Source organism: Chitinophaga qingshengii, assembly GCF_014529935.1.
In the GTDB taxonomy this organism is placed as follows: Bacteria; Bacteroidota; Bacteroidia; order Chitinophagales; family Chitinophagaceae; genus Chitinophaga; species Chitinophaga qingshengii.
Genome location: NZ_JACVFC010000004.1, coordinates 66827 through 79838, shown reverse-complemented (window position 1 = coordinate 79838; position 13012 = coordinate 66827). Strand labels below are relative to the sequence as shown.

13 protein-coding genes are annotated in these 13012 nt (G+C 46.0%); 7 read left to right on the top strand and 6 right to left on the bottom strand.

Features of this window, described 5'->3' with window-relative positions:
- Positions 1-20: 20 nt before the first annotated feature.
- The 5 genes from tsf to ICL07_RS24645 all read right to left on the bottom strand — a co-directional run bounded on the left by tsf (position 21) and on the right by ICL07_RS24645 (position 3935).
- A complete protein-coding gene (gene tsf / locus ICL07_RS24665; protein ID WP_188090740.1) occupies positions 21-845 on the bottom strand; it encodes a translation elongation factor Ts in 825 nt (274 codons plus the stop codon).
- 120 nt (positions 846-965) lie between these two features.
- Positions 966-1952: a 30S ribosomal protein S2 gene (gene rpsB, locus ICL07_RS24660; RefSeq protein WP_188090739.1), complete on the bottom strand. Its 987-nt coding sequence runs from the start codon at positions 1950-1952 to the stop codon at positions 966-968.
- A gap of 63 nt (positions 1953-2015) precedes the next feature.
- Positions 2016-2405, bottom strand: coding sequence for a 30S ribosomal protein S9 (gene rpsI / locus ICL07_RS24655; protein WP_078669826.1), 390 nt, complete (start codon positions 2403-2405; stop codon positions 2016-2018).
- Between the two features lie 15 nt (positions 2406-2420).
- Positions 2421-2864 carry a 50S ribosomal protein L13 gene (gene rplM / locus ICL07_RS24650; protein WP_188090738.1) on the bottom strand — a complete coding sequence of 148 codons (444 nt, stop codon included), beginning with the start codon at positions 2862-2864 and terminating at the stop codon, positions 2421-2423.
- A gap of 381 nt (positions 2865-3245) precedes the next feature.
- Complete coding sequence (locus ICL07_RS24645; RefSeq protein ID WP_188090737.1) at positions 3246-3935, bottom strand: zinc metallopeptidase; 690 nt, start codon at positions 3933-3935, stop codon at positions 3246-3248.
- Positions 3936-4494: 559 nt separating this feature from the next.
- Between ICL07_RS24645 and radA the strand changes: the two genes are divergently transcribed.
- The 6 genes from radA to ICL07_RS24615 all read left to right on the top strand — a co-directional run bounded on the left by radA (position 4495) and on the right by ICL07_RS24615 (position 10687).
- Positions 4495-5871, top strand: a complete 1377-nt coding sequence (gene radA / locus ICL07_RS24640) for a DNA repair protein RadA (protein WP_188090736.1) — start codon at positions 4495-4497, stop codon at positions 5869-5871.
- Between the two features lie 19 nt (positions 5872-5890).
- A complete protein-coding gene (locus ICL07_RS24635; RefSeq protein WP_188090735.1) occupies positions 5891-6580 on the top strand; it encodes a ComF family protein in 690 nt (229 codons plus the stop codon).
- Positions 6581-6685: 105 nt separating this feature from the next.
- Positions 6686-7207 (top strand): glutathione peroxidase, encoded by a 522-nt coding sequence (locus tag ICL07_RS24630; protein WP_188090734.1) that lies wholly within the window; start codon positions 6686-6688, stop codon positions 7205-7207.
- 275 nt (positions 7208-7482) lie between these two features.
- Positions 7483-7872 carry a hypothetical protein gene (locus ICL07_RS24625; protein WP_188090733.1) on the top strand — a complete coding sequence of 130 codons (390 nt, stop codon included), beginning with the start codon at positions 7483-7485 and terminating at the stop codon, positions 7870-7872.
- Positions 7873-7906: 34 nt separating this feature from the next.
- Positions 7907-9046, top strand: a complete 1140-nt coding sequence (locus ICL07_RS24620; protein WP_188090732.1) for a DNA polymerase III subunit — start codon at positions 7907-7909, stop codon at positions 9044-9046.
- A gap of 147 nt (positions 9047-9193) precedes the next feature.
- Entirely contained in the window at positions 9194-10687 is a 1494-nt protein-coding gene (locus tag ICL07_RS24615; RefSeq protein WP_188090731.1) for a PSP1 domain-containing protein, read from the top strand.
- Between the two features lie 182 nt (positions 10688-10869).
- Here ICL07_RS24615 and ICL07_RS24610 read toward each other — a convergent pair whose 3' ends face one another.
- Positions 10870-11922, bottom strand: coding sequence for a nucleoid-associated protein (locus ICL07_RS24610; protein ID WP_188090730.1), 1053 nt, complete (start codon positions 11920-11922; stop codon positions 10870-10872).
- 140 nt (positions 11923-12062) lie between these two features.
- Here ICL07_RS24610 and ICL07_RS24605 point away from each other — a divergent pair, with 140 nt between their 5' ends.
- Positions 12063-12956 carry an SMP-30/gluconolactonase/LRE family protein gene (locus ICL07_RS24605; protein ID WP_188090729.1) on the top strand — a complete coding sequence of 298 codons (894 nt, stop codon included), beginning with the start codon at positions 12063-12065 and terminating at the stop codon, positions 12954-12956.
- Positions 12957-13012 lie beyond the last annotated feature (56 nt).

The following is a 13012-nucleotide window of genomic DNA, read 5'->3' as shown; positions in this document are numbered from 1 at the left end:
TTTTTTTAATGATGTTGATATTAACCTAAAGCGATTCGCTTAAAGCCAGTTACTTTCAGGTCAGCATCTACGGATTTCAGGTAATCTGCTACGGATTTGTTGTTATCCTTAACAAAGGCCTGAGCCAGCAGGGTGCTTTCTTTGAAGAATTTGTTCACTTTACCTACAGCGATTTTTTCCGCCATTTCAGCAGGTTTGCCTTCAGCTTTCACCTGTTCAACAGCGATTTCTTTTTCGCGGGCGATTACATCAGCAGGAACGCTGTCTGCGTCTACTGCGATTGGGTTCATCGCAGCGATCTGCATAGCGATATCTTTACCTGTTTCTTCAGATACAGGTTTAGAGAAAGCAACGAGAACGCCCATACGGTAGTTACCGTGGATGTAGGCAGTTACACCACCCGCTTCCACGAATTCGAATTTATTCAGGGTGATTTTTTCACCGATTTTAGCCACCTGGTCGTTTACTTTATCAGCAACGGTAGCACCTTCCAGCTCAGCAGCATTCAGGTCTTCGATGGTTTTGATACCTTTAGACAGGGCCAGGTCAACGATAGCCTGTGCAAATTTCACGAAGTCTTCGTTTTTAGCTACGAAGTCAGTTTCGCAACCCAGGCCTACGATCACACCGGATTTACCATCAGCAGCAACTTTAGCGATGATAACACCTTCTTTAGTTTCGCGGTCGGAACGCAGGGCAGCTACTTTCTGACCTTTCTTACGCAGATAATCTACTGCTTTTTCGAAATCGCCATCACTTTCCACCAGTGCTTTTCTGCAATCCATCATACCCGCACCAGTTTGCTGACGCAGTTTGTTTACATCAGCTGCTGTAATTGTTGCCATGAGCTATATTGATTTAGAGTATTAATATTTAGTTATTTCTGATTTGGTTATTTAGTTATTTAAAATGCAGCGAAGGTAATCTTCGCTGCATTTTAAATAACTAAATATCAAAATTCGATATTATTTACCGGCTGGTTTTCTTGGACCGCTGCCGCCAGCGTTGGAAGGACGACGTTGTCCGCCACCCTGGCCACCGCCACGGTTACCACCGCCGCGATTTGCACCGCCGCCCTGGCCACCACGGTTACCACCCTGGCCACCGCCACGGTTAGCACCAGCGCCCTGACCACGGCCACCGCCCTGGCCTGGACCTTTACCACGGCCTCTTTCGCGATCTTCGCCACCTTCTACGTCAAATCTGCGAGCCTTGTCGTCTGCTTCTTCTTCCTCTTCTACTTCTTCAGATTTTTCAGTAGCTCTCTCAGACAGACCTTCTGCGATAGCAGCGCAGATGTAGCTGGTGATGATAGCGATAGATTTAGTAGCATCGTCGTTCGCAGGGATCGCGAAGTCAACTTTGCTTGGATCGGAGTTGGTATCCACCATACCGAAAGTAACGATGCCCAGGCGTTTAGCTTCTGCCAGTGCAATATGTTCGTGGCTGATATCTACCATGAACAGAGCGGCCGGAACACGTGCCAGTTGGGCAATACCACCCAGCACTTTTTCCATTTTCTCTTTATCACGGCTTAAAGTCAGACGTTCTTTTTTGGTAATGTTGTCGAAAGTTCCGTCCTGCAGCATTTTTTCGATGCTCTGCATTTTCTTCACGCTCTTACGGATAGTAGAGAAGTTGGTGAGCATACCACCTAACCATCTTTCAGTAACGAAAGGCATGTTGATGTTACGCGCAGCATCCGCTACGATTTCTTTCGCTTGCTTTTTAGTAGCAACGAACATGATCTTTTTACCGCTTTTTGCGATGGATTTCAGGGCAGAAGCTGCTTCCTGTAAACCTTCTACGGTTTTGTTCAGATCGATGATATGAATACCTTTCTTTTCTGCGAAAATATAAGGCAGCATTTTAGGATTCCATTTCTTCTTCAGGTGACCGAAGTGAACACCTGCCTCCAGTAACTGCTGCTGCAATGAGGTATTATTTTCCATGTTTTATATTGCTCAATTAAAAGGATCAAATAATGTTTAGCGATAATTGCTAAGTACTCAAAATTAGCGTTTAGAGAACTGGAAGCTTCTTCTTGCTTTCGCTTTACCTGGTTTCTTACGTTCTACGCTTCTCGGATCACGTTTCAGCAGACCTGCTGCTTTCAGTGCTGGACGGAACTCGATATTCACCTCGCACAGTGCACGGGCAATACCCAGTTTAATCGCTTCAGCCTGACCTTTGATACCACCACCCTGTGCATTGATCTTAACATCAAATTTATCCAGTGCGTCGATCGTTTTGAAAGGCAGCTCCACCTGATTTTGCAGGTAGATCAGAGAAAAGTAGTTTTTATAATCTTTGTCGTTTACAGTAATGTTACCGGTACCCTTGTTGATATACACACGGGCAACAGCTTCCTTACGACGACCTATTGTATTTTTTTGCTTTTCCATGTTATCAGAGAAAAATTAGAAAGTTAATGGTTTAGGTTTCTGTGCTGCGTGAGGATGTTCTGCACCTGCATATACAAACAGTTTTTTGTACATTTTACGACCGAGACGGTTTTTAGGCAGCATACCTTTGATAGCCTTCTCAATCATCACCTCAGGACGGCGACGGATCAGATCCTTTGCCAGTTCGATTCTCTGACCACCTGGGTAACCAGTGTAGTGCATGTATTCTTTTTCCGCCATTTTATTGCCGGTCAAAGCGATTTTTTCCGCATTGATCACGATGATATAATCACCACAATCAGTATGAGGCGTATAGTAAGGCTTGTTCTTACCTCTCAGAATAGCTGCCATTTTCGCACACACTCTTCCGAGGGTCAGGTTGGTAGCGTCTACTATATGCCAGTCACGCTTTACGTAAGCGTCGTTAGCCGATTTAGTTTTAAAGCTTAATGTGTTCATTGTTGTATACGATATAAAATTACACGTCTTGTAAACAATTCCCTTTGTAACGAGGGAGTGCAAAGGTACATCGGGTATTCTGAATAACCATACATTTTAGTTACTTTTTTAAAAGACACCTTTGCAACTAATTGGTTTTCAATAAAAAATTTGAATAAAAGTTATTAACACCCACGTAAAGGCCTGTAGGCCCGCTCCCCCGGTATTCCACTTTTACTATTCCCGCACAGACCTGATCTTTGGCAGAGATCTGTCAGGTAGATGATTATGCAGATGTTGTATTTATATATTATATTTTAACAATACAACAGTCACCGGGCATTAAAAAGGGCCTTCCCGCAGGAAAGGCCCCTTTTTCCATATTTTTCCGGTACAGAAAGGCTAGCGCCTGTCCCTGGCACCCATATATATTAAGATATACTGGAAAAGCGTAGCCAGAGAAGCCAGGGCCGCCACCACATAAGTCATAGCCGCCCACCAGAGGGCGTTCTTCGCCTTATCATGTTCCTGCGGACGCATGACCTGGCTACGGTCCAGCCAGGCCAGTGCCCGGCGGGAAGCGTCAAATTCCACCGGCAGCGTAATCAGGGCAAACAAGGTGGTGATACCAAAAAGGATAATACCGGCCAGCAACAACTGGGGAAATACATTAATCAGCAGAATACCCCCCAACAGGATCCATTGTACCAGGGAAGCACTGAACTGTACCGCCGGCACCAGCCTGGACCTTAGGCCCAACCAGGGATAAGCCGCCGCATGCTGCACGGCATGCCCGCATTCGTGGGCCGCCACTGCCGCCGCAGCCACGTTCGCCCCGGCATATACGTCCGGGCTCAGGTTGACCGTCTTATTCGCCGGATTATAGTGATCTGATAAAAACCCGTCCACAGACAGCACCTGTACATCCAGGATATTATTATCCCTCAACATCTTCTCCGCGATCTGCTTACCGGTAAGTCCGGATGAGGTCGGTATCTCACTGTAGGTCCGGAACTTGCTCTTTAAGACATAACTGACAAGAAAGCTGATCCCCACAAAAATCAGCGAAACAAACATGATTCCTGGTGTCATACATTCATAACTTTGAATGGGAAAAAGCACAAATTTCTATCCAGATACCCCGTTTTAAGTTTTATTTAAGAGTTTTCCTGCCAACCCTTCCTCTTACCATTCATACATAAATTTAACACTGCCATTTTGTCTTTTTTAAAGAAAAACGCCTGAAAAAACGGCCGGTTTGGCAGAAGTAAAAGGCTGTCTTATGTTAATTTTTTCATATGCAAAAATCATCAACATCAACCCTATTTATCAACATTTTACGAGTTGCCAATGAAAGTAATATTGGACAATTTACGGCCTGAAACAAGCGATGGCAGCCACTTTCTTACATTACGAAAATCAATCAAAAGTTATTCACATCAATCAAATAAACTTTTTTATTCTGAAGCCATTTTGTAATTTAGACCTGAATTTAATGGGTTAGTAAGTAGAAAGAGTCAACGGAATCTTCCGTTTGGCTCTTTTCTCTTTTAAGGACCTCCCTCCCCCCATTTTAACCCGAATATTTTAACATTTCACCCCCAAATTTTTCAAAACACCTTACTTTGTATCATCCTGTTTTAAAAAAATTATGAGTAAGATAAGAACTGCTTTTTTTTGTCAGCAATGTGGATACGAATCTGCGAAATGGAATGGTAAATGTCCGAGTTGCGGACAATGGAACACCTTCGTGGAAGAAAGAGTACAAAAAGATATTCCCGGTAAACAACACGACTGGAAATCGAATGACAACGGCAACGGCCGTACACAAAAAATCGTTAACCTCTCGGAGGTTGTTACCAATGAAGAAAAACGGATACTCACACCCGACAATGAGCTGAATCGTGTGCTGGGCGGTGGTATCGTAGCCGGCTCTCTCGTACTGGTTGGCGGCGAACCAGGCATCGGTAAGTCCACCCTCTTCCTGCAAAATGCATTGCAACTGAAGCATATCAAAACACTTTATATCAGTGGTGAAGAAAGTGAACAACAGATAAAAATGCGGGCCGACCGCATTAAAAATTCCAATGAACAATTTTATCTGCTCACGGAAACATCTACCCAAACCATCTTCGCTGAAATAAAAAAATTACAGCCTCAACTGGTCATCGTCGACTCTATTCAAACACTGCATACACCATTGATAGAATCTGCCCCGGGCAGCGTATCACAAATCAGGGAAACAACTGCAGAGTTGCAGCGCTTCGCAAAAGAAAGCAACACCCCCGTTTTCCTCATCGGTCATATTACCAAAGATGGCTCCATCGCCGGTCCGAAAGTACTGGAACATATGGTAGACACAGTACTGCAGTTTGAAGGCGACCAACATTATGCCTATCGTATTTTACGCACGATTAAAAACAGGTTTGGCTCCACTGCCGAACTGGGCATTTATGAAATGACCGGCACCGGTCTCCGGCAGGTCACCAATCCTTCAGAAATACTGATTTCCCAGCGCGACGACCTGCTGAGCGGCGTAGCTATCGCCGCCACCATGGAAGGCCTTCGTCCTTTGCTGGTGGAAGTACAGGCACTCGTTACACAATCGGTATACGGCACCCCACAACGTACGGCTACCGGGTTTGATTTACGCAGACTGCAACTGCTGCTCGCCGTACTGGAGAAACGTGGCGGCTTCCACTTCGGCGTAAAAGATGTGTTCCTGAATATCGCGGGTGGTATCCGCGTAGAAGATCCGGCTATCGACCTGGCTGTGTTATGCGCTTTACTTTCTTCCTATGAAGACAATGCCATCGCCAACAAAATATGTTTTGCCGGCGAAGTAGGACTGAGTGGAGAGATCAGGGCGGTTAACCGGATTGAACAACGTATCGCGGAAGCGGAGAAGCTCGGTTTCCATAAAATTTTTATCTCCCGTTATAATAAAAAAGGAATAGATCTCAGTAAATTCAATATAGAAATTGTGCCGGTAGGAAGAGTGGAAGAAGTATATCAACAATTATTCTGATACACTACATACCAACCCAATGTTTACCCGTTTGTTATCCCCTTTGGTAAACCTGTTTTATCCGCACTGTTGTGAGATTTGCGGCCAGGAGCTGTTATCTGCTGATGATATGTTATGTATACGCTGTCACGACAGTTTACCGTTAACCGGTTTCCAATATTATGCAGACAATCCGGTCACCCATATTTTTCATGGGCGCATGCCGGTAGTACAGGCAACGGCTGTCTATTATTATAGTCAAACCTCCGGGTTGCAGCAACTGATACATCAGTTTAAATATCATCAGCGGCAGGATATTGCCGGGTGGCTGGGCAGGCAGATGGGGTATGCCTTGCGGTGTGCCAACTGGACCAGCACTGTCGACTACCTGGTGCCGGTACCATTGTTTCCCGGCAAGGAAAAACAGCGCGGCTATAACCAGGCGGCGTTACTGGCCGGAGCGATGGGAACCGTTGTAGGGAAGCCGTTGTTATCCCAGGCACTACGCCGGGTACAGTACACCGGTACCCAAACGCGGAAAAGCAGGACCAGCCGGTGGGAGAACGTAAAAACGGTGTTTGAGGCAAGCCCTGCGCTACTAACGGGCAGGCATGTACTCCTGGTGGATGATGTGATTACCACCGGCGCCACCACAGAAGCAGCCGGCCAGGCGCTGTTACAGGCAGGCGCTACCGTCAGCATTTGTTGTCTGGCATGGACCTGCACCTAACAAAAAGTTAATTCTTTTTCTTCCGCCGGATGTGTATCTTTACACCCGTATAGTCCGCAGCACACGGATATACTACCACCGATCCATCCCTCTAAAAATATTTTTATGCTGAGACTGGCCATACTTTGGGTCCTCCTTTTGTTTGCAGGTCCGCGGATCTACGATTTTAAAGTAGATGCAGTGGATGGAGGCAAAATTGATTTCTCCCGTTATAAGGGGAAAAAAATTATGATTGTTAACACCGCCTCTCTTTGTGGCAATACGCCACAATATGCAGGTTTGGAAAAAATATATCAGAAATACCAGGATAAACTTGTGATCGTAGGTTTCCCGGCTAATAATTTCGGCTCGCAGGAGCCCGGCTCCAATGCAGAAATCAAAACATTCTGCACCAAACAATATGCTGTCACCTTTCCGATGGCCGCCAAAATATCTGTAAAGGGGGATGATATTCATCCGCTGTACAAATGGCTGTTGGAAGAAAGTAAAGCCAAACACCTGGAGCCGGCAGACGTTAAGTGGAATTTCCAGAAATATTTGCTGGATGAAAAAGGAAACCTCGTTGCTGTGTTTTCTCCCAAAACACAACCGGATGCACCGGAAGTAATAGCCGCTATTGAAAAGTAAGCGTTGCTTCCCTCCTTTTGCCAACTTAGTGTAATAAAAAACTGCACGTTTGCGTATATACCTATACGTTAGCGTGTGCGCGGCCATTACAACAAGTGGATACACAATAATAAATGAAAAACCAACATTCCGAACACCGTAGAAAAGCCGTAGTCCCGGTTTTTGCGGCCCTTATGCTATTATGCATGACGGCCTGCCAACATGATATTGACACACCGATTCTATCATGCCCCGACATGAAGATGACTGGCGACGTTCAAATGACCAGCCGGCCAATGAATCTCTCTACGAGCACCTTGTTCCGGCAACAGATGGACACGGGGGCTGTTAAGTTTCTCAGCATCGAAGCGGTGAGTGACAGTTTCAAGATAGTGCTCAATCTGATGGATGGTCCTTATCCGGATGCTGCCATCAAGAATGACAGCCTGAAACTGAAAACATATGTATACTCCAAATCCCGCCACCTGCAGGGAGGCCTGGTAGTGGGCGCCATAAAGACCCTGGTGGATTATGACTACCTTCAGACGGATACGTCCAGTATTACGTTGACCTTTATCAATACGAAACTGAAAAAGGTAAGCGGCTCCTACTATTTCGAGGCCAATGGACGTACTATCAGTGGTTCCGGTATCTTTCGAAATGCTTGTTATGTGACATTACCTTAACCGGTGATTAACCCCTTTTCAGTATCTTGCGTCCATGCTTTTTTCGGAGATCATAGGACAAGCAGCGGCGCAACAGCAGCTGATACAATCAATACAGCAGAACCGTCTCAGTCATGCGATGATATTACTGGCCCCTGAAGGGGCTGGTGGATTGCCGCTGGGCCTGGCTTTTACCCAATACCTCGTTTGTGAAAACAAACAAGCCCATGATGCCTGTGGTCAATGTCCTTCTTGTTTGAAAGCGGCGCAGCATATCCACCCCGATATTCACTATTCTTATCCGGTGATACCCCGAAAACCCGGTGACAAGCCGGTGAGCACGGACTATATCTCCGAATGGCGGGAATTTGTGACCACCAATCCGTATGGTAATGCCTACGACTGGCTGCAGTTTATCGGGGCCGAAAACAAGCAGGGTAATATCACCGCCAATGAGTGCCAGGATATTATCCGGAAGCTGAACCTGAAGAGTTTTGAAAGCGGTTATAAGATTCTGCTGATGTGGATGCCGGAATACCTGGGCAACGAAGGTAACCGGTTGCTGAAGCTGATAGAGGAGCCGCCGGCCAATACGCTGTTTATCCTGATTGCTGAAAACCAGGAGCAGATCCTGGCGACCATCCTGTCGCGCACCCACCTGGTGAAGATCAATCCGCTTTCCCGGGAAGACATGGAAAAAGCCCTGACAGAAAGAGCGAAAGTTCCGGCCGCCAAAGCCAGGCAGATTGCCACCATTGCAGCCGGCAACTACCGGGAGGCGATTTTCCTGCTGCAAAACTCCGACGATGATTATCACGAACTGCTGCGTAACTGGCTCAACTACCTGTTTACCGGCAACCGGGTAGCCCTGCAGGAATGGATAGAAGCTATTTCCAGCGCCAAAACCGGCCGGGAGAACCAGAAGCAGTTCCTCCGGTACTTTATCAACCTGCTGGAACATACCATCCGGCTGCAGTATATTGACAAAGCTCACCTGGCTTTCTCCGAGGAAGAGATGGATTTTGCGGCCAAGCTGGCTAAATTGGCCAATCTGGAGCAAACCCGGCTGATTGCGGATGCACTGGATAACGCCTATTATCATATAGAGCGGAATGCCAATGCCAAGATGTTATTTCATGCGCTGTCTATCAAACTACAATATATATTCAAAAAGAAACCTATGCCGGTTCTGTAATAACCGGAAAGCCGCTCTCCTCTTGTCATGGCATTTCCTTACCTTTGTCATCTCCCGTCCTTTTTGTTTTTCTGAAAGGAAAAATGTATTTTAAGGGAATGGAGTAACCTGAAATGCTTATTTATAAAATTTAAACTATTTACTAATATGGCTTGTGCCGGATGTGGTACGGGTGTGGAGGGAAAGCCGTCAGGATGTAAGAGTAATGGAGGATGCAGTACGGGAGGTTGTAACCGACTGAATGTATTTGACTGGCTGTCCAATATTCCGCTTGGCGATAGCTTAGCACCATTCGATATTATAGAAGTGAGTTTCAACAACGGCAGCCGCAAGGACTTCTACCGGAATGTGACCAAACAGCTCTTTGATAAGGGTGAAATGGTAACTGTAGAGGGCGTTAGCGGCTTTGATGTTGGCACAGTGAGCCTTACAGGCGAACTGGTAAAGCTTCAAATGAAGAAAAGACGTGCAGAAGACACCCCCGAGACCAAAAAAGTTTTACGTCGTTCCAGTAACGACGACCTGCAAAGGATGGCCGATAACAAGGCCCGCGAAAAAGACGCCCTGATTAAATCCAGGGCCATTGCCCGTAATCTGGGCCTCGAAATGAAATTAGCAGAAGTGGAGATACAGGCTGATGGCCGTAAAGCCACTTTCTTCTACACAGCAGACGACCGTGTCGATTTCCGTGAACTGATTAAGGTATATGCCTCTGAATTCCGCGCCAAGGTGGAGATGCGTCAGATCGGCGCCCGCCAGGAAGCCGGAAAAGTAGGCGGTATTGGCAGCTGCGGCCGTGAGCTTTGCTGCTCTACCTGGCTGTCAGATTTCAAAAGCGTGAATACCACTGCCGCCAGATATCAGAACCTGTCTATCAACCAGGCTAAGTTATCCGGGCAATGCGGACGTCTGAAGTGCTGCCTCAATTATGAGCTGGACACTTATCTTGATGCACTGAAGGAATTCCCTGATGATGCCGATACCATCGAAACATCCGGTGGTGTTGCCAACCTGCAGAAAAGGGATATCTTCAAAAGCCTCATGTGGTACTCCTATGAGGGCAGCAATAAACAGTATCCGCTTACTATTTCCAGGGTAAAAGAAATCCGTCAGCTCAACCGTCAGGGTATTAAACCTGATGAACTGAAAGCAGTGGAAGTAGTGACGGCCAAACCAAAAGAAGCCGACCTGGGCTTCGCAGATGTGGTAGGTCAGATCAGTCTTAAATCACTGGAAAAAACAGTACAGAAGCGGAAACAGAAGGATAAAGACCGTCAGAAACAACAGAAAGCTGCTGAACAGCAGCAGCCCAAACAAGGTGGTCATCCTAAAAACGAACCTAAACAGGAACAAAAAACGGCGCAACGTCATGAGCGCCACGAACGCCATCATCCTGACAGAAAAAACAAACAGGAAGGTCGCGGCGGTGGTGGCCAGCAACAACGCCAGGGCCAGGGACAGCAACAAGGCGGACAACCCAGGCAGGGCCGTGACCGGGAACAACAACCCCGGCCGGAACAAGGTCCAAGACCACCGCAAAACCAGGGTGGACAGCAGGGACAAGGCGGACAACCCAAACAGGACCGCCGCCCTCCCAGGCATAAACACAAACCCAAACCAGATAATAACAACAAAGGATAAAAGAAAAAGACAACCGTAATGGTTGTCTTTTTTTGCTTAATTAAGTAGATATATATAAAACTAAAAGGCCGCCCAGATGAGGCAGCCTTTGTTAACAATTGGTTTTTGCTTATGAGAAAAACTTAATATTTTTTTGATCATCTCTCTTCACCAATTCAACATCACGGCTACCTGTCTACCGCTTACGTTTCGTTTTCAAACATCAGTTTATAGTAGTTCAGGTTGGTAGCTTCATCATATCCGCGTTCAATCATTTCGCGGTTACCATGAATATACACATGGAAATTGCGGTCCAGTTTCAGTATGCTCTTAAAAACCTTTTGTTGTTTTTTTACTGCAGGGGCCGATATTTCAAATTCATCAGGGATCTCCTGTTGATAAGTTTGCTGGTACTCATTTCTGAACTCCCTGAAAGAAGCAATCGCGTCCGGATGGCCTAATACCTCCTGTGCAAAATCGTCCAGCTGAAACTGTTCTTTTTCTTTAAAGTAGGTGGCTGATTTATTCAGCAGATCAACCTGGTCCACACGATCCATCTCATATTCGGTTGGCAGCTTGTTGTGAATAAATTGTTTGCACATATTCACCGCAGTTTCTGTTTGATGGTAGCTGTCTTCACGGCGCTGCACCTGTAAAAACGCGTCTTTCCAATAAACTGCTTCTGTTTGTTTGCTGATGCTGTCAACTATGCTGACCTTGTAACCATTCTCCTCTTCTGTGTTAAAGATCAGGCAACCTTTGTCAAGTTTATTAATGTTGATGCCATCTTCATAGTCCACCTGGTAGTTCTCGTCAGACAAAAACACTTTCAGATAGGTATCCCGGTTCTCTGATTTAAATATGCCAATGGCCGCTACTTCTTCTCCATCCACCTGACATTTGCTAAAGTAAGCTATATAAAGCTCGCCACCTTTTATTTTTGGATGGGTGGAATGTTTATATAGATGTTTGGCGATATTAACAGATTGCTCCTGAAACTCATTCTCGTCAGTAAATATACGGCGACAATATTGAAATATTTCATTCAATTGTAAATCTGCCTCATGATAAAACCGGAAAAACTCCGCTGAATTAGCAAAAGGCTGTATAAAATAGGTAACGAGCAGCTGTGAAATGGTCTCGTCTTCCAGCTGCAACGGAGCCTTGGAAAAAAGAAGCGGCTCATCATTGGCTGCGTTGCCTACCTTATGAATCGTAAGCTGAGCAAGGTCTTTAAACTCCGAAACATGAATCATGGGCGCAAAATTAAGAAATAAGTTGACAGTCCCCTTCGCTCCCTTTTACCAACTATATCCCCTACCCACCTCCCGGCAACAACCCGGCATTAAAAAATCGGTAATTCTTGTTTAACTTAACCCTTCAAATATTCTAGCTCATGAAAAGACACCTCTATCTGATGGCGCTGATGGCCTGCCATGGCCTCTCTGCGTTGGCCCAGCAAACCCACCGCCCCCTTTATCAGGCCCAGGACCTCACTGCAGAAAATATGTTCTCTGTCAACATTGAAGGCCCCAACTTCGATAAAGCCGGTAATTTTTATGTGGTCAATTTCCAGAAGGATGGCACGGTGGGCAAGATCAACACCAAAACCGGCGCCGGAGAAATCTTTATTACCCTGCCAGACAGCAGCGTCGGCAACAGTGTGAATTTTAACAGCAAAGGAGATATGTTTCTTCCCGATTTCAAAGGGCATAACGTGCTGCGGGTAGATATGAAAACCCGTAAAATCAACGTATACGTGCACTCCTCTCAGTTCAATCAACCCAATGATCTCTGCATTAATAAAAAAGACCAGATCTTCGCTTCAGACCCTGCATGGGCCAGCAACGGCGGCCAAATCTGGCGTATAGATCCCAACCGCAAAGCAGTATTGCTTGAAACCGGCATGGGCACCACCAATGGCATTGAACTCAGCCCGGATGAAAAAACATTGTACGTGAATGAAAGCGTGCAACGTAAAGTCTGGAAATATGATGTGGATAAAAACGGGAACATCTCCAACAAAACCCTCTTTACCAGCTTCCCCGACTACGGCCTCGATGGTATGAAATGTGACAAAGCCGGTAACCTACATATCGCCCGTTGGGGTAAAGGCGTTATCGCAGTGTTCTCTCCCAAAGGTGAACTAATCCGCGAGGTACCGCTCAAAGGAAAAAATTGCAGTAACCTTATCTTCGGCGACAAAGACGGCAAAACCGTATATGTAACGCTCCAGGACCGGAAATGCGTGGAAACATTTCGTGTAGACATTCCCGGTAAACGATATTAAACATTTAGGAATTTTTTGATTTACGGATTTAGGAATTTAAAAATGCAGCGAAGATC

What these genes read in the sequence shown, in the direction of transcription:
- radA (WP_188090736.1), top strand. Translation starts at nt 4,495, where the DNA reads ATGAGTAAGATAAGAACTGCTTTTTTTTGTCAGCAATGTGGATACGAA.
- ICL07_RS24630 (WP_188090734.1), top strand. Translation starts at nt 6,686, where the DNA reads ATGCTGAGACTGGCCATACTTTGGGTCCTCCTTTTGTTTGCAGGTCCG.
- ICL07_RS24620 (WP_188090732.1), top strand. Translation starts at nt 7,907, where the DNA reads ATGCTTTTTTCGGAGATCATAGGACAAGCAGCGGCGCAACAGCAGCTG.
- ICL07_RS24605 (WP_188090729.1), top strand. Translation starts at nt 12,063, where the DNA reads ATGAAAAGACACCTCTATCTGATGGCGCTGATGGCCTGCCATGGCCTC.
- ICL07_RS24635 (WP_188090735.1), top strand. Translation starts at nt 5,891, where the DNA reads ATGTTTACCCGTTTGTTATCCCCTTTGGTAAACCTGTTTTATCCGCAC.
- ICL07_RS24625 (WP_188090733.1), top strand. Translation starts at nt 7,483, where the DNA reads ATGAATCTCTCTACGAGCACCTTGTTCCGGCAACAGATGGACACGGGG.
- ICL07_RS24645 (WP_188090737.1), bottom strand. Translation starts at nt 3,935, where the DNA reads ATGACACCAGGAATCATGTTTGTTTCGCTGATTTTTGTGGGGATCAGC.
- rpsB (WP_188090739.1), bottom strand. Translation starts at nt 1,952, where the DNA reads ATGGAAAATAATACCTCATTGCAGCAGCAGTTACTGGAGGCAGGTGTT.
- ICL07_RS24615 (WP_188090731.1), top strand. Translation starts at nt 9,194, where the DNA reads ATGGCTTGTGCCGGATGTGGTACGGGTGTGGAGGGAAAGCCGTCAGGA.
- rpsI (WP_078669826.1), bottom strand. Translation starts at nt 2,405, where the DNA reads ATGGAAAAGCAAAAAAATACAATAGGTCGTCGTAAGGAAGCTGTTGCC.
- rplM (WP_188090738.1), bottom strand. Translation starts at nt 2,864, where the DNA reads ATGAACACATTAAGCTTTAAAACTAAATCGGCTAACGACGCTTACGTA.
- tsf (WP_188090740.1), bottom strand. Translation starts at nt 845, where the DNA reads ATGGCAACAATTACAGCAGCTGATGTAAACAAACTGCGTCAGCAAACT.
- ICL07_RS24610 (WP_188090730.1), bottom strand. Translation starts at nt 11,922, where the DNA reads ATGATTCATGTTTCGGAGTTTAAAGACCTTGCTCAGCTTACGATTCAT.